The 25,321-nt window shown below is 63.8% G+C and carries 19 protein-coding genes and 1 pseudogene; 11 read left to right on the forward strand and 9 right to left on the reverse strand.

Annotated elements, in window-relative coordinates:
* Positions 1–6: 6 nt before the first annotated feature.
* From rlmN to rpsT, 7 genes are all read right to left on the reverse strand, one after another.
* A complete protein-coding gene (gene rlmN / locus SynA15127_RS09960) occupies positions 7–1,059 on the reverse strand; it encodes a 23S rRNA (adenine(2503)-C(2))-methyltransferase RlmN (protein ID WP_186483959.1) in 1,053 nt (350 codons plus the stop codon).
* A complete protein-coding gene (locus SynA15127_RS09965) occupies positions 1,056–1,208 on the reverse strand; it encodes a high light inducible protein (RefSeq protein WP_043692364.1) in 153 nt (50 codons plus the stop codon). Before SynA15127_RS09965 ends, rlmN begins: the two co-directional genes overlap by 4 nt.
* Positions 1,209–1,242: 34 nt before the next feature.
* Positions 1,243–5,325, reverse strand: a complete 4,083-nt coding sequence (locus SynA15127_RS09970) for a DNA-directed RNA polymerase subunit beta' (protein WP_186483961.1) — start codon at positions 5,323–5,325, stop codon at positions 1,243–1,245.
* A gap of 46 nt (positions 5,326–5,371) precedes the next feature.
* Positions 5,372–7,276 carry a DNA-directed RNA polymerase subunit gamma gene (locus SynA15127_RS09975; protein ID WP_186483962.1) on the reverse strand — a complete coding sequence of 635 codons (1,905 nt, stop codon included), beginning with the start codon at positions 7,274–7,276 and terminating at the stop codon, positions 5,372–5,374.
* Positions 7,277–7,326: 50 nt separating this feature from the next.
* On the reverse strand, positions 7,327–10,620 hold the full coding sequence (gene rpoB / locus SynA15127_RS09980; protein ID WP_186483964.1) for a DNA-directed RNA polymerase subunit beta: 3,294 nt from the start codon (positions 10,618–10,620) through the stop codon (positions 7,327–7,329).
* Positions 10,621–10,906: 286 nt separating this feature from the next.
* The gene (locus SynA15127_RS09985) at positions 10,907–11,692 is read right to left on the reverse strand and encodes a TatD family hydrolase (RefSeq protein ID WP_186483965.1); all 786 of its coding nucleotides are present in this window, start codon (positions 11,690–11,692) and stop codon (positions 10,907–10,909) included.
* A 57-nt stretch (positions 11,693–11,749) separates the two neighbouring features.
* Entirely contained in the window at positions 11,750–12,046 is a 297-nt protein-coding gene (gene rpsT / locus SynA15127_RS09990; RefSeq protein WP_186483967.1) for a 30S ribosomal protein S20, read from the reverse strand.
* 102 nt (positions 12,047–12,148) lie between these two features.
* On the opposite strand from rpsT, the gene hisD reads away from it, so the two are divergent.
* Positions 12,149–13,462, forward strand: a complete 1,314-nt coding sequence (gene hisD, locus SynA15127_RS09995; RefSeq protein ID WP_186483968.1) for a histidinol dehydrogenase — start codon at positions 12,149–12,151, stop codon at positions 13,460–13,462.
* On the opposite strand, the gene rpiA is transcribed toward hisD, so the two are convergent.
* Both rpiA and SynA15127_RS10005 read right to left on the reverse strand, forming a co-directional pair.
* Entirely contained in the window at positions 13,455–14,174 is a 720-nt protein-coding gene (rpiA, locus tag SynA15127_RS10000) for a ribose-5-phosphate isomerase RpiA (protein ID WP_186483970.1), read from the reverse strand. The two genes, hisD and rpiA, sit on opposite strands and share 8 nt — an antisense overlap.
* A gap of 37 nt (positions 14,175–14,211) precedes the next feature.
* A complete protein-coding gene (locus tag SynA15127_RS10005; RefSeq protein ID WP_255475467.1) occupies positions 14,212–15,252 on the reverse strand; it encodes a trypsin-like peptidase domain-containing protein in 1,041 nt (346 codons plus the stop codon).
* Between the two features lie 209 nt (positions 15,253–15,461).
* Here SynA15127_RS10005 and grrP point away from each other — a divergent pair, with 209 nt between their 5' ends.
* From grrP to SynA15127_RS10055, 10 genes and pseudogenes are all read left to right on the forward strand, one after another.
* Entirely contained in the window at positions 15,462–16,328 is an 867-nt protein-coding gene (gene grrP / locus SynA15127_RS10010; RefSeq protein ID WP_186483973.1) for an extracellular substrate binding-like orphan protein GrrP, read from the forward strand.
* Positions 16,329–16,372: 44 nt separating this feature from the next.
* Positions 16,373–16,759: a GrrA/OscA1 family cyclophane-containing rSAM-modified RiPP gene (gene grrA, locus SynA15127_RS10015; protein WP_186483974.1), complete on the forward strand. Its 387-nt coding sequence runs from the start codon at positions 16,373–16,375 to the stop codon at positions 16,757–16,759.
* On the forward strand, positions 16,756–17,940 hold the full coding sequence (gene grrM / locus SynA15127_RS10020) for a cyclophane-forming radical SAM/SPASM peptide maturase GrrM/OscB (protein ID WP_370593979.1): 1,185 nt from the start codon (positions 16,756–16,758) through the stop codon (positions 17,938–17,940). The genes grrA and grrM overlap by 4 nt, the downstream gene beginning before the upstream one ends.
* Before the next feature lie 8 nt (positions 17,941–17,948).
* Positions 17,949–18,416, forward strand: a complete 468-nt coding sequence (locus SynA15127_RS10025; RefSeq protein WP_186483975.1) for a hypothetical protein — start codon at positions 17,949–17,951, stop codon at positions 18,414–18,416.
* Between the two features lie 101 nt (positions 18,417–18,517).
* On the forward strand, positions 18,518–18,733 hold the full coding sequence (locus tag SynA15127_RS10030; RefSeq protein WP_370593980.1) for a hypothetical protein: 216 nt from the start codon (positions 18,518–18,520) through the stop codon (positions 18,731–18,733).
* A 108-nt stretch (positions 18,734–18,841) separates the two neighbouring features.
* Positions 18,842–19,312 carry a ribosome maturation factor RimP gene (rimP, locus tag SynA15127_RS10035; RefSeq protein ID WP_186483977.1) on the forward strand — a complete coding sequence of 157 codons (471 nt, stop codon included), beginning with the start codon at positions 18,842–18,844 and terminating at the stop codon, positions 19,310–19,312.
* 31 nt (positions 19,313–19,343) lie between these two features.
* Positions 19,344–20,822 carry a transcription termination factor NusA gene (gene nusA / locus SynA15127_RS10040; protein ID WP_255475468.1) on the forward strand — a complete coding sequence of 493 codons (1,479 nt, stop codon included), beginning with the start codon at positions 19,344–19,346 and terminating at the stop codon, positions 20,820–20,822.
* On the forward strand, positions 20,819–21,097 hold the full coding sequence (locus SynA15127_RS10045) for a YlxR family protein (protein WP_043692418.1): 279 nt from the start codon (positions 20,819–20,821) through the stop codon (positions 21,095–21,097). Before nusA ends, SynA15127_RS10045 begins: the two co-directional genes overlap by 4 nt.
* Before the next feature lie 69 nt (positions 21,098–21,166).
* Positions 21,167–24,739: a translation initiation factor IF-2 gene (infB, locus tag SynA15127_RS10050; protein WP_186483979.1), complete on the forward strand. Its 3,573-nt coding sequence runs from the start codon at positions 21,167–21,169 to the stop codon at positions 24,737–24,739.
* A pseudogene (locus SynA15127_RS10055) lies at positions 24,655–25,305 on the forward strand (low-complexity tail membrane protein); the annotation flags it as partial. The gene infB and the pseudogene SynA15127_RS10055, both read left to right, overlap by 85 nt.
* Positions 25,306–25,321 lie beyond the last annotated feature (16 nt).

Below are 25,321 nucleotides of genomic sequence, written 5' to 3' on the forward strand. Positions count from 1 at the left end.
CAGGTCTCAGCTCGCAGAAGTTTCCCGCATCTGTCGCCTGAGCTGACCACAGGCGGCGTTCTGATCCAGACCTCGGCTGGCCCGCAGGCTCACCGCCACTCCGCGGCGCTCGAGAACGCGACGGAACGCATGGATCCGCTGAGGGGTGGGGCGCTGGAACTCCTCCTCCACGATCGGGTTGTAAGCGATCAGATTCACGTGGCTCTGAAAGCCGCCGACCCGATCGGCCAGCTCTTCGGCGTGCTCAGGTCGGTCGTTGAGCGTCCCGAGCAGAATGTATTCGAAGCTGACGCGACGGCCGGTCACCGCCAGATAGTGACGGCAATCCTCCAGCAGAGCGTCGTAGGGGTAGGTGCTCGCGGTGGGGATCAGCTCCTCGCGCAGCTGTTGATTGGGGGCATGCAGGCTGACGGCGAGGGTGAACTGGGCGCGACCCAGCCGCTCGAGGGCCAGTTCCGCCAGCTGCGGCAGGGTGCGGGGCACACCAACGGTGCTGACGGTGATGCGGCGTTGTCCGATGCCGAGGTCATCGTTGAGGCAACGGATCGCATCAAGCACCGCAGGGCTGTTGAGCAGCGGTTCCCCCATGCCCATGAACACGATGTGGGAGGGGCGGCGATCCATGGCCTCGCGCACGCTCAGCACCTGATCGACGATCTCGTGGGTCTCGAGGGATCGCTGCAGCCCCCCTTTGCCGGTGGCGCAGAACCGGCAGGCCATCGGACAGCCCACCTGGCTGGAGACGCAGACCGTCAGGCGCTGGTCGGTGGGAATCCCAACCGTTTCGATCGTCTCGCCGTCATCGGTGGACAGCAGCAGCTTGGTGGTGGCGTCAGCAGCCACCGAACGGTGAACCTGCCTGAGACGCCCGACCCTGGCACCCGCTTCGCTCAACGATGATCGCCAGGCCTTGGGCAGCACGGTGATGTCTGCCAGGGAATGGGCTCCCTTGGCATAGATCCAGTCGTGCAGCTGCCGCCCACGGAAGGCCGGCTGCCCCTGAGCCACAGCCCAGTCCTCAAGCTCGGCCGCGCTGCGGCCGAGCAGTGCGCTGCTCACCAGACCAGCAGACCGTGGCCGAGTTTGATCTCCACAGCCAGAAGGGCGATGAATCCAAGCATCGCCATGCGACCGTTCAGCCTCTCGGTGTGACCGTGGAAGCCGTAGCGCGGCAGGCGGCGCTGCGGGATCTCAGTGGGTTGAAGCATGTCGGGTCAGCTTGGAACGGGGTCGTGAGCGGGATCAATCGTCGGAGAGCAGGCCTTCCTCCTGAAGACCTTCGACGGCTTCGGCATCAACAACCTGCTCCTCCTTCAGCTCATTGTCGGCGTCGGGGCGAGCGAACGCGGCGAAGTTGCTGGTGGAGGGATCGATGTTGTGGCGGGTGCGGGTGGCCTCGAGATCCTCTTCGCTGGGGTCATCCAGAACCGCCGTGGAGCTGGCTGCCGGAGGCATGTCCACGGTGTAGTCGGGACGAAGGTTCTGCATGCGGCGGTAGCCGCTGGGATCTTCCGAAAGGATGTCCGGATGAGGACCGGCCTCTTTCTGCAGCTCCTCCTCGAAACCGCTGAAGCCTGTACCGGCAGGGATCAGGCGACCGATGATCACGTTCTCCTTGAGGCCGCGCAGCCAGTCGCTCTTGCCTTCGATGGCGGCTTCGGTGAGCACCCGGGTGGTCTCCTGGAAGGAAGCCGCGGAGATGAAGCTGTCGGTGTTCAGGGACGCCTTGGTGATGCCCAGAAGCACCGGCGTGAACTCCGCAGGGGCGCCACCGGTGATGGCCATCGCCTGGTTGGTGTCCTCCACCTGACGCAACTCGATCAGTTCGCCGGGCAGCAGGGTGGTGTCGCCGGCATCCTCGACCCGCACCTTGCTGGTCATCTGACGCACGATCACCTCGATGTGCTTGTCATCGATGGAGACGCCCTGGGACTTGTAGACGTTCTGCACCTCGGTCACCAGGCGGTGCTGCAGGTTGGCGATCGCCTCCTGAGCCCCTTCCATCAGCGGTTTGCGGCTGCGCAGATCCTCGAAGAAGCACTCCAGCAACTCGTGTGGATTGATCGGACCATCGGTTAGCAGCTCACCGGCGGTCACCTGCTGGCCGTTGCTGACCATCACGTTGCGGCCCAGCAAGATCGGGTACTCACCGATGGCGTCATCGGCCTCGATCACCGTGACCGTGATCGACTCGTCGTCCTGCTTGATCTCCACGGTGCCGGGCTTCTTGCAGAGCACGGCGGATTCCCTGGGGCGACGGGCTTCGAGCAGTTCCTCGATCCGGGGCAGACCCTGAACGATGTCGCCGGTCTTCTGACGTTCGAACACCAGCAGAGCCAAACCGTCGCCGCGCTGCACCAGTTCGCTGTCGCGCACGTGAAGCAGGGAATCCGGCGACACCATGTACGGACGGCCCAGTCGCAGGGTGATGGCCTTGCCCTCCACCTTTTCGACTTCGCCGCAGCAGCTGGCGGGTTCCCCGTCGGCGAGCAGATCACCGTCGACGATGCGCTGACCGACGCTCACCAGAGGTGTGCCGCTGGTGGTGAGGGTGGTGGTGTCTTCAGGACGCTCGACGATCATGCGTCGTACCGGCTCGGCTTCGGTGGCTTCGGGGAGCTGAGCCACACCCGCCTGCTTGCAGAGGATCTGCGTGGTGGCGACCACGTCGCCGGCCTTCACGGAAATGCCATCCTCCACCTGAAGCTCCGTGTGGGTGGAGCCGTGGCTGGAGTCGGACATCGTGTCGCGACGCACGAGGATCGACTCAAGGATCACCAGGCGCAGCCTTGAGATGGTCTTGGCCCGTTTGTCCGGGGCCTTCTCCACATCCACCGTCATCTGCGGTGTGGTGTCGAAGGTCTCGAGCAGCAGCTGGGTCTTGAGCAGTTCAACGCCCTCGACGGACTTGATCAGTTCGCCGTCCTTGAAGGCGAGGCGCTGGGTAGCCTTGATGCCGAGATGCGGGCCGTTGGCCTGCTTCACATGAGACAGCTCGGGCAGCTGGGCTTCGTTGGGGATGGTGTATTCCTCCACCGGACGCAGCAGCAGGCCCTTGCCTTCAGGGGTCTCGACGGTCTGGACGAAGCGCATCTCTTCAGAGCTGAGCCCCTTGGAGATCTCCTCGCCGGGGTTGACCATCTGGCCATCGCCCTCGAAACGCTCCAGTGCCTTGCTGTCGCTGGAGAGGTGGAATTCACCGCCGCGGACGATGATCTCGCGCAGGATGTCGTTCTTCTGGGTGACGGTGACGATGCCGGCGGTCTGGCTGAAGATGTCCTTCACCACTTCGGTGCCGGCCTCGATCCACTGACCGTCCGTGATCATCAACAGAGAAATGTCCTTGTTGATCTCATGGGTCTCCTGGGGGATCCAGAGCAGGGTGCCGCCTTTGTTCACCTCGTAGCCGTTCTTGGCGGAGCGGGCCTTCTTGATCGCCAGACCGGGCGCGAAGCGCACCAGACCACCGGTCTGGGTGCGGAACCGGTCATCCGCCAGCTCGGCGATCACCTCACCGGAGCCGATCTTGCTGCCGGGGATGGTGTTGAGGCGATAACGGGTGCCGTCCTTGGCTTCCAGATTCCAGATCTCACCGGAGTGCGTGGATTCCTCCAGCAGCTTGAAGTCCTTAAGGGTCATCGCCGTGGTGACGATCTGAACCTCACGGGAGTCACCGATGGAATCGCGCAGACGCACCTCGCCGCCGTACTCACTGCGCTGGCTGGCTTCCGCCAGCACCTGGCCTTCGACGACGGAGCTCTGACTGCCGACAACGGGCTGCGCGTTGGGAGGCAGGTTGTAGACATCGCCAGCCAGCACCCACATCCGGCCCAGCCGCTGGGCCTTGACGGTGATGTTGCCCTGGCGGTCGGTGACCTCCTTCGGCTGGATCTTGTCCTCGTAGCGGACCTGACCAGCCAGATCGCAGATCACATCCTTGGTCGCCTTCTCCACGCTCTTCTTCACCGCAGCCGCGGCGATCTGAGCGACGGTCACGTCCGTGTCGATGGTCTGGCCGTTGTCAACGAACAGCAGGGAACCGTTGGTGACTTCGATCTTCTGGGCCTTGCCCTTGCCCGAAGGCTTGATGGTGAGGTTGAAATCCACCTCCGCCTGCTGAGCCTCGACCCCATGGGGCGTGCGGTAGGGACGCACCCTGGCTTTGGCGGAGAAATCAACGGTTCCGGCGATGGTGGAGCGCACCACACCCGTTTCCGCCGTGGACACACCCCCGGTGTGGAAGGTGCGCATCGTCAGCTGCGTGCCGGGCTCACCGATGGACTGGGCGGCGATGATGCCGACGGCTTCGCCGAGGTCGACCAGTTCGTTGTGGGCCAGTGCCCAGCCGTAGCACTTGCGGCAAACCGAGCGGTTGGCCTCGCAGGTGAGCGGGGAACGGACGCTGACGGCGGTGATGCCGGCCTTCTCGAACTTTGAGGAGAGGGGTGGATCGATCTCGGTGTTGCGCTCCGCGAGCACCTCACCGTCGGCGCTCACCACCTGCGCGGCGGTGAGGCGACCGACCAGGCGCTTGCCGTAGCGACCGTCCTCGGCCTCCACCACGATGTGACGCATCGTGCCGCAGTCGTCCTCACGGACGATCACATCCTGAGCCACGTCCACCAGACGACGGGTGAGGTAGCCGGAGTCAGCCGTCCGCAGGGCGGTGTCCACCAGACCCTTGCGAGCTCCGTAGGAGGAGATCACGTACTCGGTGACCGTCAGACCCTCACGGAAATTGGTGCGGATCGGGAGGTCGATGATCTCGCCCTGCGGGTTCGCCATCAGGCCCCGCATGCCCACCAGCTGACGCACCTGGGACATGTTTCCCCGGGCACCGGAGTTGGCCATCATCCAGACCGAGTTCAGCGGCGCGTTCTGGTTGAAGTTCTTCTTCACCGCGTCCACCAGACGCTCGTTGGTCTCCGTCCAGGTGTCGATCACCTTGGTATGGCGTTCCACCTCAGTGATCTCTCCCAGCCGGTAGCGCTCCTCCGTGGCGGTGATCTGCTCCTCCGCCTGACCGAGCAGGTCCTTCTTGGCCTCCGGAACGCGCAGGTCCTCCACGGAAATGGACACGGCCGCCTGGGTGGCATAGCGGAAGCCGAGATCCTTGAGCTTGTCCGCCATCTCGGCGGTCACAGCCGTGCCGTGGTTCTTGTAGGCCCAGGCCACCAGCTGCTTGAGAGCCCGCTTGTCGACGACGTGGTTTCGGAACGGCGGCGGGGTCTTGGCCAGTGGACGGGATGCGCTCTCAGGAGCTGGGGTGGCGTCCTTGGCCGCCTTGGCCGCCTTGGAGGACTTGCGGGACTTGGAAGTGGTCATGGCTGCGCGCAGATCAGGAGAAGGGACGTTCGGGAAGACGGGAGGGTCAGGCGGCGGCCACAGCGCCGATGATGGTGTGATTCATCACCACACGTCCAACGGTGGTGAGCAGATAACGGCTGATCAGAGCGCCGTCCTCGTCAAAGCGATCACGGCGGTAGCTCCATTGCTCGATACGGGTGCCGTCGCCGAGGTCTTCGGCCTTGATCGGCTCCTCGAGCTCGTCCTTGTCCTCGACTTCACCGTTGAAGCGGACCCAGACCCACTCGTGCAGATCGATGCGCTTGTCCTCGAAGGCATGGATGACATCTTCAAGGTCGGCGAAGGTGCGGCTGCGATCCCCGAACTCGGGCTGCTGGGACTCAGGCCGGAGAGCGGTGAGGTAATACGAGCCGAGCACCATGTCCTGGGACGGCGTGATGATCGGTTCTCCCGTGGCGGGCGAGAGGATGTTGTTGCTGGCCAGCATCAGCATGCGCGCCTCGGTCTGCGCTTCGATCGCCAGAGGAACGTGCACGGCCATCTGGTCGCCGTCGAAGTCAGCGTTGAACGCTGGGCAGACGAGCGGATGGAGCTGAATCGCCCGGCCATCCACCAGCTTCGGTTCGAAGGCCTGGATACCGAGGCGGTGCAGCGTCGGTGCCCGGTTCAGCATGATCGGGTGCCCCTCGATCACCTCCTGCAGCACCTGCATCACCTCATCGTCGGCCCGCTGAATCAGCTTCTTGGCCGCCTTGATGTTGTTGACGATGTTCTGACGGATCAGACGGTGAATGACGAACGGCTGGAACAGCTCGATCGCCATCTCCTTGGGCAGACCGCACTGGTGCATCTTCAGCTTCGGCCCGACCACGATCACGGAACGACCGGAGTAATCGACCCGCTTACCGAGCAGGTTCTGACGGAAGCGACCCTGCTTGCCCTCGATGATGTCGCTGAGTGATTTCAGCGGCCGGTTGTTGGCACCCACCACAGTGCGGCCGCGACGGCCGTTGTCGATCAGGGCGTCGACGGCCTCCTGCAGCATCCGCTTCTCGTTGCGGACGATGATTTCAGGGGCCAGGATCTCCTGAAGCCTTGCCAGACGGTTGTTGCGGTTGATCACCCGCCGGTAGAGATCGTTGAGATCACTGGTGGCGAAGCGACCACCGTCGAGCTGCACCATCGGGCGCAGGTCTGGGGGAATCACGGGGATCACATCCAGCACCATCCACTCGGGACGGGCACTGGTCGCAATGAAGTTGTCGATCACCCGCAGGCGCTTGATCAGCTTGGCCCGCTTCTGCCCCTTGCTGCCGTTGATCTCCTCCCGCAGCTGTTCGGCCACCTCATCCAGCGTGAGGTCCTCAAGCAGCTGCTTGAGGGCCTCGGCACCGATGCCCACCACGGGCTCGTTCTCGATTTCGGATTCCTCGGCGTAGATCTCGTCCTCGATCTCCAGCCACTCGTCCTCGGTGAGCAGCTGCTTGTACTTGAGATCCTTGTGATCGCCTGGATCCAGCACCACATAGCAGTTGAAGTAGACGATCTGCTCCACATCCCGCAGAGGCATGTCCAGCAGGATCGCCACGTAGCTGGGGATGCCCTTCAGGTACCAGACGTGTGACACCGGGGCCGCCAGCTTGATGAAGCCCATGCGATGGCGGCGCACCCGACTCTCGGTGACCTCAACGCCGCAGCGCTCGCAGACGATGCCGCGGTGACGGACACGCTTGTACTTGCCGCAGTGGCATTCCCAGTCCTTGGAGGGACCGAAGATCTTTTCGCAGAACAGCCCGTCCATTTCGGGCTTCAGGGTGCGGTAGTTGATGGTCTCCGGTTTGGTGACCTCGCCCACCACCTGGCCGTTGGGCAAGGTGCGCTGGCCCCACTCCATCACCCGTTCAGGTGACGCGAGCGTGATCTTGACGTAGTCGAAGTGGTTCTCGGTGCGGAGGTTGCTGTTGGTCATGGACGGAGGGGGAAGGAAGGGCTGTCAGTCGGTTTGATCAGGTCGGTCCGTCAGTCCTCGTCGTAATCCGCGACGCCGAGGGATTCGTAGGTCGGGCGGCTCGGTGTGCTGCGACGCGGGTTCACGTCCTGCATCAGATCCACCTCCTTGCCTTCATCGGTGTACACCGCGATGTCCAGGCCGAGCGACTGAAGCTCGCGCATCAGCACCTTGAACGACTCCGGCGTGCCGGGACGGGGGATCGGCTTGCCTTTGACGATCGCGTTGAGCGCCTCGTTGCGACCCTGCATGTCGTCGGACTTGACGGTGAGCAATTCCTGGAGGGTGTAATCAGCGCCGTAGGCCTCCAGAGCCCACACCTCCATCTCGCCCAGACGCTGACCACCCTGCTGGGCCTTGCCGCCCAGGGGTTGCTGCGTGACCAGGGAATAGGGGCCGGTGGAGCGGGCGTGGATCTTGTCGTCCACGAGGTGCACCAGCTTGAGGAAGTGGGAATAGCCCACAGCCACAGGCTGATCGAAGGGAAGACCGGTGCGGCCATCCCGCAGCACGAGCTTGCCGGGATCATCGGGGGCATAGACCCAGTCTTTTCCGGGTTGCTTGGCGGCCTCCTTCAGAAAGACTTCGCAGGTTTGCTGAGACATCTCAGCACCGTGCATCTCATCGAAGGGCACCACGCGCACCCGGCAGTCGAGATTGGACGCGGCCCAGCCCATCAACAGCTCGAACACCTGGCCCACATTCATGCGGCTGGGCACACCCAGAGGGTTGAGGCAGATGTCAACCGGGGTGCCATCCGGCAGGTAAGGCATGTCCTCCCGAGGAAGGATGCGGCTGATGATGCCCTTGTTGCCGTGGCGGCCGGCCATCTTGTCGCCCACCTGGATCTTGCGGCGCTGCGCCACATAGACCCTCACCACCATGTTGGCGCCGGGCGGAAGCTCATCGCCCTGCTCGCGGGTGTAGATCCGCACATCCACAACGCGACCGCGCTCGGTGCCCGGCACTCGCAGGGAGTTGTCGCGCACATCACGGGCCTTCTCACCGAAGATCGCGCGCAGCAGCTTCTCTTCCGGAGGCTGATCGGATTCCCCTTTGGGAGTGACCTTGCCGACCAGGATGTCGCCGCTCTCAACGAAGGCTCCAACCCGGATGATGCCCATTTCATCGAGATTGCCCAGGCTCTCCTCGGCAACGTTGGGGATCTCCCTGGTGATCTCTTCCGGTCCGAGCTTGGTCTGACGGGCTTCGATCTCGTACTTCTCGATGTGCACCGAGGTGTACAGGTCATCGGTGACCAGACGCTCGCTGACAAGCAGCGCGTCTTCGAAGTTGTATCCCTCCCAGGGCATGTAGGCGATCAAGACGTTCTGACCGAGGGCGATCTCACCGCCCTCACAGGCGGAACCATCCGCCAGCACCTGCCCGACGATCACCTGATCACCGCAGCGGACGATCGGACGGTGGTTGAGACAGGTGTCCTGGTTGGAGCGCTGATACTTCTGGAGGAAGTGGTTGTGATCATTGCCGTCCTCGTCCTGCACCACGATCGCGGTGGCGTCGACGAAGGTGACCGTTCCGTTGACCCGGGAGATCGGCACCATGCCGGAGTCACGGGCCACCTGGGTCTCCAGACCAGTTCCCACCAGGGCCCGCTCAGGACGCAGCAGCGGGACAGCCTGACGCTGCATGTTGGATCCCATCAGGGCACGGTTGGCGTCGTCATGCTCCAGGAACGGAATCAGCGAGGCAGCAACCGAGATCACCTGCACTGGTGAAAGGGCGACGTAGTCGACCTGCTCCGGAGGAACTTTCTCGAAGTCCTGGCGGTAGCGCACCGGAATCAGATCGGCCTTGATCCGTCCGTCGTCGTCGGTGGCCACGTCACCGGGCGCGACGCGCACCTCATCTTCACGGTCTGCTGAAAGGTAGATGGGATCGCCGTCCTTGCGCACGACACCGTTCTCGACCCGCCAGAAGGGGGTTTCGATGAAGCCGTACTCGTTCACCCGGGCGTGGGTCGCCAGGGAGTTGATCAGTCCGGCATTCGGCCCTTCCGGCGTCTCGATCGGGCAGAGACGGCCGTAGTGGGAGGGGTGGATGTCTCGAACGGCGAAGCCGGCCCGCTCACGGGTCAGACCGCCGGGTCCAAGGGCGGAAATGCGTCGTTTGTGCGTCAGCTCCGCCAGCGGATTCGTCTGATCCATGAACTGGCTCAGCTGGCTGGAGCCGAAGAACTCCTTGATCGCCGCCACCAGCGGCTTGGGGTTCACCAGCTGGGCGGGGGTGAGTGAATCGGTCTCGCCGACGGTCATCCGCTCCTTAATAATCCGCTCCAGGCGGTTGAGTCCGACCCGGACCTGGTTCTGGAGGAGCTCTCCAACGGAGCGGACGCGGCGGTTCCCGAGGTGATCGATGTCATCGAGCACGGCGCCGCCGACATCCAGCCCGAGGTTGATCAGATAGTCGAGGGTGGAGAGCACGTCCTCATGGGTGAGGGTGCGCACCGTGTCTGGGATGGTGAGACGCAGCTTCTTGTTGATCTTGTAGCGGCCGACCCGGCCGAGGTCGTAGCGCTTGGGGTCGAAGAAGCGGGTCTGCAACAGCTGCTGACCACCACTGACGGAGGGCGGTTCACCGGGACGCAGCTTCTTGTAGAGCTCGAGAAGTGCCTGATCCTCGGAACTGATGCCCTCATCATTCGCGGCATCGATGGACTTCTTGTAAGCCTCTGGGTGACGCAGTTTGTCGAGAACGTCGTTATCAGACAGCCCCATCGCACGCATCAGCACGTGGGCGTTGATCTTGCGCGTCTTGTCAACACGAACGTGCAGCAGATCGTTCTTATCGGTCTCGAACTTCAGCCAGGCACCGCGGTTGGGAATGACGCTGGCGTTGTAGGTACGGCGGCCGTTCTTGTCCATTTCATCCTTGAAATAGACACCCGGACTGCGCACGATCTGATTAACGATCACCCGCTCGGCGCCGTTGATGATGAACGTGCCGCGTTCGGTCATCAACGGCAGTTCGCCGATGAACACTTCCTGCTCCTTGATCTCGCCGGTCTCCTTGTTGACCAGCCGGCAGGTGACATACATCTGTGAGGCAAAGGTCGCATCGCGACGCTTCGCCTCTTCCACGTCATGGCGGGGGCGCTTCAGGCGGTACTCGCTGCCGATGAAGTGCAGCTCCAGCTTGCCGGTGTAATCCGTGATGGGAGAGAAGCTCTCAAGCTCCTCGATCAGTCCCTGATCCAGAAACCACTTGAAGCTGGCCCGCTGCACCTCCACCAGGTCAGGGAGGTAGGTGGCGGTCTTGGCGACCTGAATCGCGCTGCTGCTCATGCGGGGACCGGCAGAGAGGACGAATGGACAAGAGGCCTGGACAGACCGTCACAGCGGACAACAAGCAATCCGAGACAGCAAAAGCGGCGGCTGCCGCCCCTCCGCAGAGGGCCGACAGCGCCGCAGTTGAGCTCAGAGATCGCGGGTCAGATCAGCTGACGACGACAAGTTCACCGGAAGGAAATGGACGCTTCGGGGTCGGTGGAGACGGCAAGCCGCTCCCTGACCAGGCCAATACGACATCTTACATATCGGAGGGCCTATGTCAGGAAACAGCTTCGGTCTGTCAGGGAAGGCCAAACAACCGGCGGGCGTTCGCCGTGCTCTGGGCCGCCACGACCTCCAGGTCGACGCCTCGCAACTCGGCGACCCGAGCCGCGACAGCCGCCACGAATGCGGGCTCGTTGCGTTTGCCGCGACGGGGCACCGGCGCCAGGAACGGGCAATCGGTTTCCACCAGAAAACGGTCTTCAGGAACCTGGCGGGCACAATCGTGGGTCGGAACGGCCTTGGGGAAGGTCACCGTGCCGCTGAAGCTGATGTGAAAGCCCAGATCCAGAAACCCATGCATCTCTTCGGGCGTTCCCCCCCAGCAGTGCATCACCCCGGCAGGGCAACGCCCCTCGCTCTGGCGGGCTCGCAGTTCCGCCAGCATCGGTTCGGCCGCATCTCGGCAGTGAATGATCACGGGCAGACCCAGCTCGACCGCCAGATCCAGCTGCGGGCGCAGCACCTTCAGCTGTTCCTCGAGGTTCTTGTCCCGGAACAGATCAAGCCCGAGTTCGCCGATCGCCACCACACGATCGTCCTCAAGGGCGGCTCGGCGCAGGGTCGACACCGTGTCGCCGCCCCAGTGCTCGGTATCCAGGGGATGAACACCCACCGAGTAGCGCATCTCCGGGAAACGATCGGCCAGGGCTCGGATCGCTGGTATTTCAGCCGGCTCGACGCAGGCGTGCAGCAGAGCGCCGACACCGGCTTCACGCCAACGTGATGCCACCTCATCCAGATCCTCATCGAAGTTCCGGAAGACGATGTGGCAGTGACTGTCAATCAGCGTCGGGGAAGACAAAGGAGCTGAATCTCGCTTTCAGCTCCATTCTGACGGTGTCCGAACAGGTGAGGACGCTCAGCTGGCCGGCTCAAGCACCTTGCGGACCGCAGCGCTGATTCTGGATTTCTGGTTGGCGCCGTTGTTGCGGTGCAGCACACCCACCTTCACGGCCTTGTCGATCCTGCTGAAGGCAGCACGCATCAACTCCTGCACGCTGGCCTTGGCTTCGTCGCCAGGCGCAGTGCTGTAGGCATCACAGGCGTTGAAGCACCGCTTCATCAGAGTGCGCAGCGAGGATTTGTAGGTGCGGTTGCGCAGACGGTTGCGCTCGGCGATCTCAATCCGCTTCTTTGATGAGTTGTTATTGGCCACTGAGGCGCAGACGTCGCGAACAATCCAACAACATACTCTCCGGCAGGCACAGCCATCACGGAATGGGGTTCTAGTTTGATCTGCGTGCATTGAGATCCAGCCTTGCCTGAGAGCCGTCCGGCACCCTTCCCCCTGCGTGTTCTGCAGGACCCGGAGCAGGCCCGGCAGGAGCTGGCTCGCGTGGCGAGCCGCAACGTCAGCAGCAGTCAGCAGCAGGCCCGCTCTCTGGTGGACGGGATCCTCGAGGATGTCCGCCAGCGCGGAGATGCCGCCGTTGCTGAGTACACCGAACGCTTCGACCGCTTTCGCCCCGTTCCGATCGCGGTGCCGAAGGACGATCTGGGCCGCGCCTGGCGGGAGCTGCCGGAGAACCTGCGCGATGCCCTCGATCTGGCACACCGTCGCATTCAGGAATTTCACCAACGGCAGCGCCCGCAGGACATCGCCGTCACGGGAGTGCATGGCGAAAAGCTCGGTCGGCGCTGGCGACCCGTGGAACGTGCCGGGCTCTACGTGCCAGGGGGTCGGGCGGCTTACCCGAGCACGGTTCTGATGAACGCCGTCCCGGCGAAGGTCGCCGGTGTGAACGACATCGTGATCTGTTCGCCAGCGGGACCCGACGGTCAGGTGAACCAGGTGGTGCTCGCCGCAGCCCACCTCAGCGGCGTGCGCACCGTGATGCGGATCGGCGGCGCCCAGGCTGTGGCCTCCATGGCTTACGGCACCGAAAGCGTGCCGAAAGTGGATGTGATCAGCGGCCCCGGGAATCTGTACGTGACCCTGGCCAAGCAGGCCGTCTACGGCCAGGTGGGCATCGATTCCCTGGCAGGACCCAGCGAAGTGCTGGTGATCGCCGACCAGAGCGCGGTGCCGTCGCAGGTGGCTGCGGATCTGCTGGCCCAGGCGGAGCACGACCCCCTCGCGGCCGCCGTTCTGATCACCACCAATGCAGCTCTGGCCGAGACGATCGGAGACGAGATCGCACGCCAGCTCGAGGGGCACCCCCGCCGGGAGATCTGCGAAGCCTCCCTGGGCAACTGGGGGCTGGTGGTGGTCTGCGATGACCTGGAAACCTGCGCGCGGCTCAGCGACGGGTTCGCGCCGGAGCATCTCGAGCTGCTCGTGGAGCGACCGGAACCTCTGGCCGATCGCATCCACCATGCCGGAGCGATCTTCCTTGGGCCCTGGTCCCCCGAAGCCGTGGGCGACTATCTCGCCGGTCCGAACCACACGCTGCCCACCTGCGGTGCAGCCCGCTTCAGCGGTGCACTGAGTGTGGAGACCTTCATGCGCCACACCTCTCTGATCGGGTTCAACAAGGCAGCCCTGGAGGCGACGGCTTCAGCGGTTCAGGAGCTGGCCGTGAGCGAAGGGCTTCACAGCCACGCCGACTCGGTGAGGAGGCGCCTCAGCTGAGGCGCTTCTCCAGACTGCGAACGCCAGCCACTCCATCGTTGATCTCTCCGACCAGCACTTCATCGGTGAGGTTGACGAACAAGCCGTTCTCGAGCACTCCTGGGATGTTGTTGATCGCCAGCTCCAGGGCTGCCGGATCATCGATGCCGTCGTTCATCTTCACGTCGAGCACGAGATTGCCCTGATCGGTGACCACCGGACCGGCCTTGCGCTGCGCCATCCGCAGCTCAGCGCTGCCTCCAATCGACGCCAACTGCTGCTGCACCTGACGCCAGGCGCCGGGCAGAACCTCCACGGGAAGCAGGAAACCGAGGTTGAGACGTTCCACCAGCTTGGTGGAATCCACCACCACGACGAACCGATCGGCGCGGGCCGCCACCAGCTTCTCCTGCACGTGGCAGGCACCGCCGCCCTTGATCAGCTGAAAACCGGGATCCACTTCATCGGCACCATCGATGGCCAGATCGATGCGTTCCACCGCATTCAGGCTCAGCAGAGAAATGCCCAGCTCAGCCGCCAGCACCTCTCCCTGAAACGAGGTCGTGACGCCGACGATGTCCTTGAGTTCGCCGCTGGCCAGCTTGGCGCCCAGCGCCTTGATCATCAGAGCTGCTGTGGATCCGGAACCCAGACCAAGCACCATGCCGTCCCGGATCTGCTGAACGGCAGCGTCGGCCACCGCCTGCTTCATCTGGGTCTGGAGATCCGCCATCGAGCCGAAACTTGAGGACGCGACCGTAGCAAGGGTTTCAGGCGAGTTCCGACAGCGGTGCTGGCTTGACAGACAAGGTGAGTTCCCGGCCGTTACGCAGCAGCTTCAAAGGCAGGGGTGTTCCCAGGCTGGCCGCATCGACCACCTCGAGCAGCGCCTGAGGATCCTGAACAGGCCGATCATCGACGGCGATGACCAGATCGCCGCGACGCAGCCCGGCCCGATCCGACGGACCATCGGGCATCACGCTCTGCACCAGGGCCCCATCGCGTTCAGGCAGCTGCACCAGAGCGTTGGGATCGCGGTTGTGATCCCTGGCGATCCGGGGCGTGAGAGCCACCAACTGCAACCCGATGTAGGGATGAACAACCTCGCCCTGCTGCTCGAGTTGATCAGCAACACGCCTGGCAAGGTTGATCGGGATGGCAAAGCCGAGGCCGGCACCTGGACCAGAGCGGACCAGGGTGTTGATGCCGATCACCTCTCCCTGACCATTCACCAGGGGGCCACCGGAGTTGCCCGGGTTGATCGCGGCATCGGTCTGAACCAGATCCAGTCGTTTATCGGCGAAACCAAGGCTGTTGATATTGCGGTGAAGACTGCTGACGATGCCAAGCGTCACCGTGCGTTCAAGGCCGAACGGGGTCCCGAGCGCAATCGCCCAGTCACCGACCTGCATGATTTCAGAATCACCCAGGGGAGCCTTCGGGGGCAGGTCATGACCCTGCAGCCGGACCAGAGCCAGATCGGTGACGGAATCCGTGCCTACCACCTGACCATCCAGCTGCTGCCCATCGGCAAGGGTGACGCTCACCGTGTCGACACGTTCCACCACATGAGCGTTGGTGAGCACGAGGCCATCGGAATCGATCACCACCCCGGAGCCCTGACCCCGCTCCCGCTCCTGACCGAGCGGCGGGTCACCGAGCAGATCTCGCAGCAACGGGTCGATCAGGGTTGGATCAAAGGGCTGCCGCTCCACGGCGCGTTCGGTGTCGATCCGCACCACCGCAGGAGCGACCTTCTCCACAGCTCGGGCCACAAAGCTGTGCTCGAGGGCCAGAGCTTGAGGCGCCATCCATAAACATGGAACAACCGCCAGCAGAAAAGTCAGAACCTGCCGCATCAAGGAGCTCAGGAATCGAGGCTCATCACTGTGGAGTGTTCTATCCGAGTTCGCGACGCGGTGACGTTGATCCAAATCGAGCGTGAATCGTCAAGCCGGCGTCCGGATGACTGCTAGATGCAGCGACTCTCGCTAGAGAAGAATTCAGTCGATGTGTCTGCATGCGCGCTTTCACGGCCCTGGCACCAACGGCGGCCATGCTCGCGATGGTTGCTCCCTTGGCCTTCTCGCCAACAGCGAAAGCGGAGAGCACAACGCTCAAAGCGGTGATCTTCGAGGAGGTCAACCCCCTCTACAGGAAGACCGACGTCGGTTACGAAGGGCTCGGCGTAGACATCCTCGAGCAGATCCGGATCCAGGCCAGGAGACGCAAGGTCAGCTATCGCGTGGCCTCCTCGGTGAAGGACGGCGTCGGTGCGGTGATCAGCGGCAAAGCTGACATCGCCTGCGGTGTGGCCTTCACCTGGGGTCGAGCAACCCAGTTGAGCTACAGCCTGCCCTTCGCCATCGGGGGCACAAGACTGCTCACGGCCTTCGACACCACCATCGATGGGACACCGGACTCGCTGAAGGGGCAGACCGTCGGAGTGGTGCAAGACACCCCTGCGGCGAATGTGCTGAAAAGCGTGGCTCCAGGCGTGACGCTCAAAACCTTCAAGAGACCTGATGAGGCACTCGACGCCTACAACAAAGGTGAAGTTCCGATCCTCGGTGGCGGGACCCTGTGGCTTGCTGCCAACAGCAGCCCGAACGAGAGCGCTCTGCTTCCTTTCCGCCCCTATGCACGATCCGGCATCGGCTGCATCGTGAATCAGAAGAGCGGCAAGCTGCTGTCTTCCACCAACGTGGCGATCGGCCAGATGATGCAGGCCTACATGGACGGAGACGCAGGCACCCGTCGAATGATCGACCGCTGGATCGGACCCGATAGCAACGTCGGCCTCACCCAGCAAGCGATCAAATCTTTGTATGGCCTGATTCTCAGCACCACAGCCGAAATCTCCACTTCGGTTGACCCCGGCAGCTGATCCAACGCCCAACTCCTTTATCCATCCACTTTTTTTCTTCTGTCATGAAACGCTCCCTGCTCGCCTTTCAGGCCCTGCTCGCCTCCAGCGCCATTCTCTGCCAGACCGCTGAGGCCAGCTCGACCTACAACGCTCCTGATCAGGTGGAGAGCAGCCTCGAGACGCGCATCGAGGCAGCCAGGTCTGGCGACTGGAGCAACCTGCTGAATCCCTCCGACGTCGAGGGTGAACTCGTCGCCAAGAGCAAATGGGGCAACGGTGGCGGCCACAAGTTCAGCAACAGCCGTGGATCCGGTAAGTGGAAGAACGGCAAGGGCGGCAACAAGTGGGGCAACAGTCGCAACACCTGGGGCAATGGCGGCTACCACGGTGGCTGGCGCAATGGTGGCGGCGGCTGGAAGAACGGTGGCGGCGGCTTCGTCAACTGGTGATCAGCTCCACAACAGCAAGGCCCGACCTCAGTCGGTTCGGGCCCATCGGCCTGGTGGTGGTTCAGTCCACGTCGCTCTGCAACCTGGACTGCTCCTATTGCTATCTCCCCGATCGGCAGAAGAAGCGGGTCTTTGACCTTGATCTGCTGCCGCTTCTGGTGCGTCGCATTCTGGAAAGTCCCTACGCCGGCCCAGAGTTCTCTCTTGTGTGGCATGCGGGCGAGCCGCTCACCCTGCCGACGGCCTGGTACGACCAGGCCACAGCGATCCTTCAACGCAGCCTGAAGGAGCACGGTGCCGACGGGCTGGAGTTCACCCAGCACGTGCAGACCAACGCCACGTTGATCAACGACGCCTGGTGCGATTGCTTCCGCCGCAACCGCATCGTGGTGGGCATCAGCGTGGATGGGCCGGAGGACATCCACGATTCCCATCGGCGCTTCCGCAACGGTCGCGGCTCCCACGCCATGGCGATGAAAGGCATTGAGGCGTTGCATCGCCATGAGGTGCCCTTCCACTGCATCTCGGTGGTGACCGCCGACGCGATGGAGCAGCCGGAGCGGATGTACCGCTTCTTCCGCGACAACGGCATCAATGATGTCGGCTTCAACGTGGAGGAGCAGGAAGGGATCAACACCTCCTCCTCCATGCAGGGTGGGGCCATGGAAGCCAAGTACAGCGATTTTCTGCGGGCCTTCTGGCGCCTGAGTGAGCAGGACGGCTACCCGGTGGTTCTGCGGGAGTTCGATCAGGTGATCACCCTGATTCAGGGCAACCAGCGCATGACGCAGAACGAGCTCAACCGTCCGTTCTCGATCCTCAGCGTCGACTGGCAGGGCAACTTCTCCACCTTTGACCCGGAACTGCTCTCGGTCGCCAGCGACCGCTACGGCACCTTCAACCTGGGCAACCTCCGTGAGCTTTCGCTGGTGGAGTCCACGCAGACAGCCCAGTTCCAGCGCCTGCTGGAGGACATGACCCGCGGTGTGGAGACCTGCCACAAGGGCTGTGAGTACTTCGGCCTCTGTGGCGGTGGCAACGGCAGCAACAAGTTCTGGGAACACGGCAGCCTCGCCACCAGCGAAACCAACGCCTGCCGCTTCGGCACCCAGATTCCTGTTCAGGTGCTGTTGGAGCGATTTGAGTCAGGGCCGCCACTCACCCCCCAACCAACCCACTGAAGCGATCCATGTCTCGTTTGATCTCCCTGCTCAGCATCGCTGCATCGGTGGTGCTGACTCCCGCCGGTGCAGAGGCGGCCTGCACGTTTCTCCAACCGGTTGGCGGTGGGGAAACGATCGTGAAAAAGAAAGTGGAGCGTCCCAAGGGCCTGATTGGCAAAGCCGTGGGTCGCACCAACTGGGACACCGATTTTGTGGTGGATCGGCCCTACAGAAGTTTCAAGCTGTTTTTCACGGCCGACTCCACCGACTCAACCAGTTATCCCGTTCAAGCGTTCCTCAAATTCAGCGACGGAAGCAACCTCAAGGTGGCGGATGAACAGCTTCAGCCCCCACTGGGTACAGGCCGAATGTTCGGGCCTTTCACGCAGGTGCAGGGCAAAAGCATCAGCCAGGTGAACTTCCGGATCGGCGCCAATGACGATCCCAATGCCACGGGATTCAGCTACCGGATTTCCGTCCAGGGTTGTGACTGATCATCCAGAACAACAGACAGGCCCCTGATTAGTGTCCCGGCGTCGTTCTCACCCGAATTGTGACCGCCCTCCCTGAGATCCTTCGCTGCCCTCTCTGTCAGGTGTCGATTGAATCCAATGGCGGAACGATGGACTCCGTGCAGTTCAGCAACGGTCCGAAGGGAACCCGCAGCAAGCTTTGGAGCCGGGTCTGCCAGTACCTGAAAACCCCTGATCAACAACGTCAGTGCATCAATCAGGACTCCGATCTCAGGGGTGCTGAACAAAAGGGAGATGCCTTCCCCGATGCCCCGAGCATCGATTTGACCAAGAGCTGACGTTCGGGGCGTCGTCGGATACATTGAAGAGGTGTCCGGCGGGCAACTCCTTCGGGAGCCAGGTCACAACTGAATGCACGTCGGGCCTGCGCCTGACTCTTCAACACCTTGCCGCACCCGCTTCTACCCGATCTCGAGACGCTGGCCTCATCGGTCGCTGCAGCTCAAGGTTTTGAGCTGTGCGGGATTCAGATGCTCACCCACATGAGCCCCATGACGCTGGAGGTGCAGATCCGTCACAGCAGTGGAACAGACGTCAATCTTGATGATTGCGCCGGATTCAGCGGAGTCCTCGGAGACGCCCTCGAGACGTCGACCTTGCTCACCGAGGCGTATGTTCTGGAGATCAGCAGTCCCGGTATCGGAGATCAGCTGATCGAAGATCGCGACTTCCAGACCTTCCGCGGCTTCCCCGTGGAGGTGATCCACCGCGACAAGGACGACGACTCCGAACAGCGCCTGGATGGTCTGCTTCTCGAGCGCAGCGATAACGAGCTCCAGATCAATATCCGCGGACGGATCAAACGGATCTCCCGCGATCGGGTGATTGGCGTCCGACTCACCTCTCCAAGCGCCTGACCCCCTCCTTCCGTCTTCCTCTCCCCCTTCGATGGCTCTCGTTCTTCTCCCCGGACTCAGCAACCTGATCGACGACATCAGCGACGAGAAGAAGCTGCCGCCTCAGGTGGTGGAAGCCGCTCTGAGGGAAGCCCTGCTCAAGGGCTACGAGCGCTATCGACGCACGCTTTATCTGGGCATCAGTGAAGACCCTTTCGAAGAGGAGTACTTCAGCAATTTCGATGTGGGCCTCGACCTCGAAGAAGAGGGCTACCGCGTGCTGGCCAGCAAGATCATCGTCGACGAGGTGGAAAGCGAAGACCACCAGATCGCCCTCGCCGAGGTGATGCAGGTGGCCGACGATGCCCAGGTGGGTGACACCGTGGTGCTGGATGTCACGCCGGAGAAAGACGACTTCGGCCGCATGGCCGCCGCTACCACCAAGCAGGTGCTGGCTCAGAAGTTGCGCGATCAACAGCGCCGCATGATCCAGGAGGAGTTCGCCGATCTGGAAGACCCGGTGCTCACGGCACGGGTGATCCGCTTCGAGCGGCAGTCGGTGATCATGGCGGTGAGCTCAGGCCTGGGCCGCCCTGAGGTGGAGGCAGAACTTCCCCGCCGCGATCAGCTCCCGAACGACAACTACCGGGCCAACGCCACTTTCAAGGTGTTCCTCAAGGAAGTGAGCGAAGTGCCCCGACGCGGCCCCCAGCTGTTCGTCAGCCGCTCCAATGCCGGCCTGGTGGTTTACCTGTTCGAAAACGAGGTTCCTGAGATTCAGGAAGGATCCGTGCGCATCGTGGCCGTGGCCAGGGAAGCCAACCCGCCGTCCCGATCGGTCGGCCCCCGCACCAAAGTGGCTGTGGACAGCATCGAGCGGGAAGTGGATCCCGTCGGCGCCTGCATCGGTGCCCGCGGTTCCAGGATTCAGCAGGTGGTGAACGAGCTGCGCGGCGAGAAGATCGATGTCATCCGCTGGTCCCATGATCCAGGCCAGTACATCGCCAACTCCCTGAGCCCTGCTCGGGTTGAGATGGTGCGGCTGGTGGATCCCGTCGGTCAGCACGCCCACGTGCTGGTGCCCCCCGATCAGCTCAGTCTGGCCATCGGCAGGGAAGGACAGAACGTCCGACTGGCGGCACGCCTGACAGGGTGGAAGATCGACATCAAGAATTCCACGGAATACGACCAGGAAACCGAAGACGCCACGGTGGCCGAGCTGATCACGCAGCGGGAACAGGAGGAGGCCCTTCAGCAGGAGGCCGAGGAACGACTGGCGGCGGAACAAGCTGCCCGCGCTGAAGAGGATGCACGTCTGCGGGAGCTGTATCCGCTTCCGGAGGACGAGGAGGACTACGTCGAGGAGCTTCCACAGGACGAACTTCCTCAGCAGGAGTATGCGCAGGAGGAGCCTTCAGCGGAGGACGCGACGCCGACGGAAGAGGAGGACGCGATCCCGACGGAAGAGGAGGTCCCGATGCAGGACAGCCCCGCCGAGGCCCCGGAGACAGAGAGTGAGGCCGTCCGGTGAACGAGCGTCCCATCCTGCGTCGCTGCGTGGCCTGCCGGCAGCTTCTGGACCGTCGCCAACTCTGGCGAGTGGTCCGTGACCACAGGGATGGGGTCCTTCTCGACACAGGCATGGGTCGCTCGGCCTACCTGTGTCCCACGGAGGACTGTCTGGAGGAAGCACGCCGTCGCAAGCGACTGCAGAAAGCCCTGCGTTGTCAGGTGCCTGATGCGGTGATCACGGTGTTGCAGGAGCGGTTCAGTCCCGGGACTGGTGTATCCGCTGAGGCAAACTGACCATTGGCCCCGCAATGCGTGTGGCCACCGTGGCATTCCGTGCCCGGCCCGACAGGAGATTCCAACTGAATGACCAGCAGCGGCAAAGTCAGAATTTATGAGCTGTCCAAGGACCTCGGCCTTGAGAACAAGGACGTGCTGGATGCGGCTGAGAAGCTCTCGATCGCAGCCAAGAGCCACAGCAGCTCGATCAGTGATGACGAAGCCGGAAAGATCCGCAACCTGCTGAAAAACGGCGCTGCGGGATCAGGGAAATCGGCAGCACCGACAAAGTCGGCGGCTGCTGCGAAACCCTCCGGTGGCAAGGCGATTCTCTCGGTCAAGAAAGCGGCTCCGCCCGCCAAACCGGCAGCGGCCAAACCCGCCCAGGCTCCGGCCCAGGACGTGGCTTCGGCGGCCAAGCCGCCGAAGCTGGCGAGCAAGCCGGCTCCGGTGGCGCAGCCAGCGGCACCCTCAGCGGCCCGTGCTTCCGCCCCGCCGTCACGACCACCAACGCCAACCAAACCGGTCGGTGCCAAGCCGGAAGCACCGGTCACCCCGGCACGACCGGCTCCGAGCCGTCCTGCCGCCGCTAAACCGGCAGCACCGGCGCGCCCTCAGGTGGTGAGCAAGCCCGAGGTGGTGCCCCCCCCCAAAGCGGCCAAGCCAGCGGCAGCGGCAGCAGCACCGCCACCGCGACCGACCTCGCCACCAGCGCCGGCTCGTCCTGCCGCCGCCAAACCGGCACCGGCCAAACCAGCCCAGGCTCCGGCCAGACCGGCTGCGGCGAATCCAACAGCTCCGAAGCCGACATCCCCGAAACCGACTGCCGCCAAGCCCGCACCACGCCCCGCAGCCACCCCCGGCCGACCAGCGCCAGCTCCGGGCCAGAAACCTCAGATCGTTGCGCGGCCCGGCAGCCCCAGCCGACCAGGGGCTCCACCGCGGCCCGGCGCACCGGCCAAACCCGGTGCCCCCGCCAAGGCAGGCATGCCCTCCCGGCCGACCCCCCGCCCGGAACTGGTGGGCAAACCGCAGCCCCGCCGTGCAGCAGGTCCTGCCGGTAGCGGGCCAGGAACCGGCAGCCAGCGGCCCACCATGCCCCAGCGACCGGGAACCGGAGCGCCCCAGCGGCCCGGCAGCCCTGGCCGCCCCAGCGGCAGTGCCCCAGCACGTCCCACCCGACCGGGGGGAGCCCCCAGTCGCCCCGGAGCGCCCGCCCGCAGCGGTGGCAGCACCCTGGAACTCGTCGGCAAGCCCATCCGCCGTGACGGCAGCAGTTCCGCAGGCGGTCCTCGCGGCGCTGGCGGCCCTGGCCGACCGGCACCTCCCATCCGTCCTGGGATGCCGGGTGGCATGCGAAAGCCTGTGGCACCCGGCGAGCTCATGCAGCTCCAGAAGCCGAATGGTCGCCCGGCAACACCGCCGCCACGGCGTCCAGATGCCCCGACCAAAACCGGTGATGGCGAACAGGCCACCCCACCGGTGGCGCGGCCGACACCTCCCACGGCACCCCGCCGTCCGGGCCTCCGTCCCGGAGCAGCTCCCGGTCAGCGTCGACCCGGTCGGCCCGACTGGGACGACAGCGCCAAGCTGGAGGCCCTGCGCAGCCGTTCGCCTCAGAAACAGCGCCAGAAGGTGCACATCATCGGCGAGAACGATGATGCCCTGACCGCGGAAACCGGTGGCTTCGCCGGAGAACAGCAGGCGATGGTGCTCTCCGCGAGCCTCGCCCGCCCCGCCAAGCCGAAGGTCCATCAGCGAACCGCACCGAAGCCGATGGCGGCGATGCGGAAGCGCAAGAAGGAAACCACCCGTCAGCGGCAACGCCGCCGGGCGATGGAGCTTCGCGCCGCCCGCGAAGCCAAGCAGGTGCGGCCGGAGATGTTGATCGTTCCGGAGGACAACCTCACGGTTCAGGAACTCGCCGACATGCTCAGTGTCGAGAGCTCGGAGATCATCAAATCCCTCTTCTTCAAAGGAATCATCGCCACGGTCACCCAGACCCTGGACATGCCGACGATCGAGACGGTGGCCGAGGAATTCGGCGTTCCTGTGCTCCAGGACGACGTTGAGGAAGCCGCCAAGAAGACGGTGGAGATGATCGAGGAGGACGACCTCGCTCACCTGATCCGTCGCCCACCGGTGGTCACGGTGATGGGTCATGTCGACCACGGCAAGACCAGCCTGCTCGATGCGATCCGCAAGGCACGGGTGGCGGCCGGCGAGGCCGGCGGCATCACCCAGCACATCGGTGCCTACCAGGTGGAGGTCGACCACCAGAACGAATCCCGGAAGCTCACCTTCCTTGACACGCCCGGCCACGAAGCCTTCACCGCCATGCGTGCCCGTGGCACGAAGGTGACCGACGTGGCTGTTCTGGTGGTGGCAGCCGATGACGGCGTCCGCCCTCAAACCCTGGAAGCCATCAGCCACGCCCGCGCCGCCGAGGTGCCGATCGTGGTGGCGATCAACAAGATCGACAAGGAAGGGGCATCTCCCGATCGGGTGAAGCAGGAGCTCTCCGAACAGAACCTGCTCGCTGAAGAGTGGGGCGGTGATGTGGTGATGGTGCCGGTGAGCGCCATCAAGGGCGACAACATCGACAAGCTGCTGGAGATGATCCTGCTGGTCACGGAAGTTGAAGACCTGCAGGCCAATCCGGAACGGATGGCTCGCGGCACCGTGATCGAGGCGCACCTGGACAAGGCCAAGGGCCCTGTCGCCACGCTGCTGGTGCAGAACGGCACCCTGCGGACCGGCGATGTGTTGGCGGCCGGCCCAGTGCTGGGCAAGGTGCGGGCCATGGTCGACGACGGCGGCCATCGCATGAAGGAGGCCGGTCCTTCGTATGCCGTTGAGGCGCTTGGCTTCAGCGAAGTGCCGACCGCCGGCGACGAGTTCGAGGTCTACGCGGATGAGAAGTCGGCGCGTGCTGTGGTCGGCGATCGCGCCTCCGATGCCCGTGCCACCCGTCTGGCACAGCAGATGGCGTCCCGCCGCGTGTCGCTCACGGCGATGTCTGGACAGGCCACCGAGGGCGAGCTCAAGGAGCTCAATCTGATCCTCAAGGCCGATGTCCAGGGCAGTGTCGAGGCGATCCTCGGTTCCCTGGAACAGCTGCCCAAAGCTGAGGTTCAGGTGCGGGTGCTGCTCTCAGCTCCGGGTGAGGTCACCGAAACGGACGTTGACCTGGCAGCGGCTTCCGGTGCGGTGATCGTGGGCTTCAACACCTCGATGGCCTCCGGTGCCAAGAAAGCGGCGGACGCCTCCGGCGTGGATGTTCGTGATTACGACGTCATCTACAAATTGCTGGAGGACATTCAGCTGGCCATGGAAGGTCTGCTGGATCCGGAGCTGGTGGAGGAGGATCTCGGCGAAGCCGAGGTGCGCGCGGTGTTCACCATCGGCAAGAGCGCGGTGGCCGGCTGCTACGTCACCAACGGCAAGTTGCAGCGCAACTGCAAGGTGCGGGTGCATCGCGGCAAGGAGATCGTCTTCGAAGGAGACCTCGACTCGCTGCGTCGCAACAAGGACGACGTCAAGGAGGTGGCAACCGGCTTCGAATGCGGAATCGGATGCGATCGCTTCGCCAACTGGGAGGACGGCGACCGGATCTCGTCCTTCAAGATGGTCACCCAGCGCCGCAAACTCAGCACCTGACGCTCCCCTCTGCCGTGCGTTCCCGCCGCGAGCCCCTGCTTTGGCTTCAGTGTCTCGCCCTCGGCGTGATCCCCCTGGAGCTATTGCTGATCCGCCTGCTGCTGGCGGGAGCGGATCCAGGCCCGGTGCCGTCGGTGGAGCGTCTGCTCACCTGGGGCGTCGCGGTGCTTGCCCCAACGGTGGCCCTCTGGCGTCAGCCGGCGGACTGGGGATCCCTGCTGCTGGTTCGCGTGCCAACCCGCGGCCGCACGCCGGATCAGCAGACCCTGAGCGCCCGGCAGGGAGGAGCCGCATCCACCATCCCCCTGATCGCAGCGGCCGTGCTGCTGCTGCCGCTGCTGTGGTGGCTGGATGACTCCGCGGGGCTGATCAGCGAGTTCTCGCCGCTGAACGGCAGCTCACGATTGCTCTGCCTGCTGCTGAGCATGCCGTTGCTGGCGACGATCGTCTGGCAGCTGCAGCAACTTGTTCAGGCCGTGCTGTTGCTGCTGACGGAGGCGGGTGAAACCGCTGCCTATTCAGCTGAGCAACTCAACAGCGAGCGCAGCAGCTTCGGACTGCAGCTGCTGCAGTTGGCCTCAT

The organism is Synechococcus sp. A15-127 (genome assembly GCF_014280215.1).
Taxonomy (GTDB): domain Bacteria; phylum Cyanobacteriota; class Cyanobacteriia; order PCC-6307; family Cyanobiaceae; genus Parasynechococcus.

Excerpts from the sequence above, each read along its gene's own strand:
- SynA15127_RS09965 (WP_043692364.1), bottom strand. The coding sequence starts at position 1,208 with ATGCTTCAACCCACTGAGATCCCGCAGCGCCGCCTGCCGCGCTACGGC.
- SynA15127_RS09970 (WP_186483961.1), bottom strand. The coding sequence starts at position 5,325 with ATGACCACTTCCAAGTCCCGCAAGTCCTCCAAGGCGGCCAAGGCGGCC.
- SynA15127_RS09975 (WP_186483962.1), bottom strand. The coding sequence starts at position 7,276 with ATGACCAACAGCAACCTCCGCACCGAGAACCACTTCGACTACGTCAAG.
- rpoB (WP_186483964.1), bottom strand. The coding sequence starts at position 10,620 with ATGAGCAGCAGCGCGATTCAGGTCGCCAAGACCGCCACCTACCTCCCT.
- rpiA (WP_186483970.1), bottom strand. The coding sequence starts at position 14,174 with ATGGCGGATCTCCAGACCCAGATGAAGCAGGCGGTGGCCGACGCTGCC.
- SynA15127_RS10005 (WP_255475467.1), bottom strand. The coding sequence starts at position 15,252 with ATGGCGCCTCAAGCTCTGGCCCTCGAGCACAGCTTTGTGGCCCGAGCT.
- grrP (WP_186483973.1), top strand. The coding sequence starts at position 15,462 with ATGCGCGCTTTCACGGCCCTGGCACCAACGGCGGCCATGCTCGCGATG.
- grrA (WP_186483974.1), top strand. The coding sequence starts at position 16,373 with ATGAAACGCTCCCTGCTCGCCTTTCAGGCCCTGCTCGCCTCCAGCGCC.
- SynA15127_RS10025 (WP_186483975.1), top strand. The coding sequence starts at position 17,949 with ATGTCTCGTTTGATCTCCCTGCTCAGCATCGCTGCATCGGTGGTGCTG.
- nusA (WP_255475468.1), top strand. The coding sequence starts at position 19,344 with ATGGCTCTCGTTCTTCTCCCCGGACTCAGCAACCTGATCGACGACATC.
- infB (WP_186483979.1), top strand. The coding sequence starts at position 21,167 with ATGACCAGCAGCGGCAAAGTCAGAATTTATGAGCTGTCCAAGGACCTC.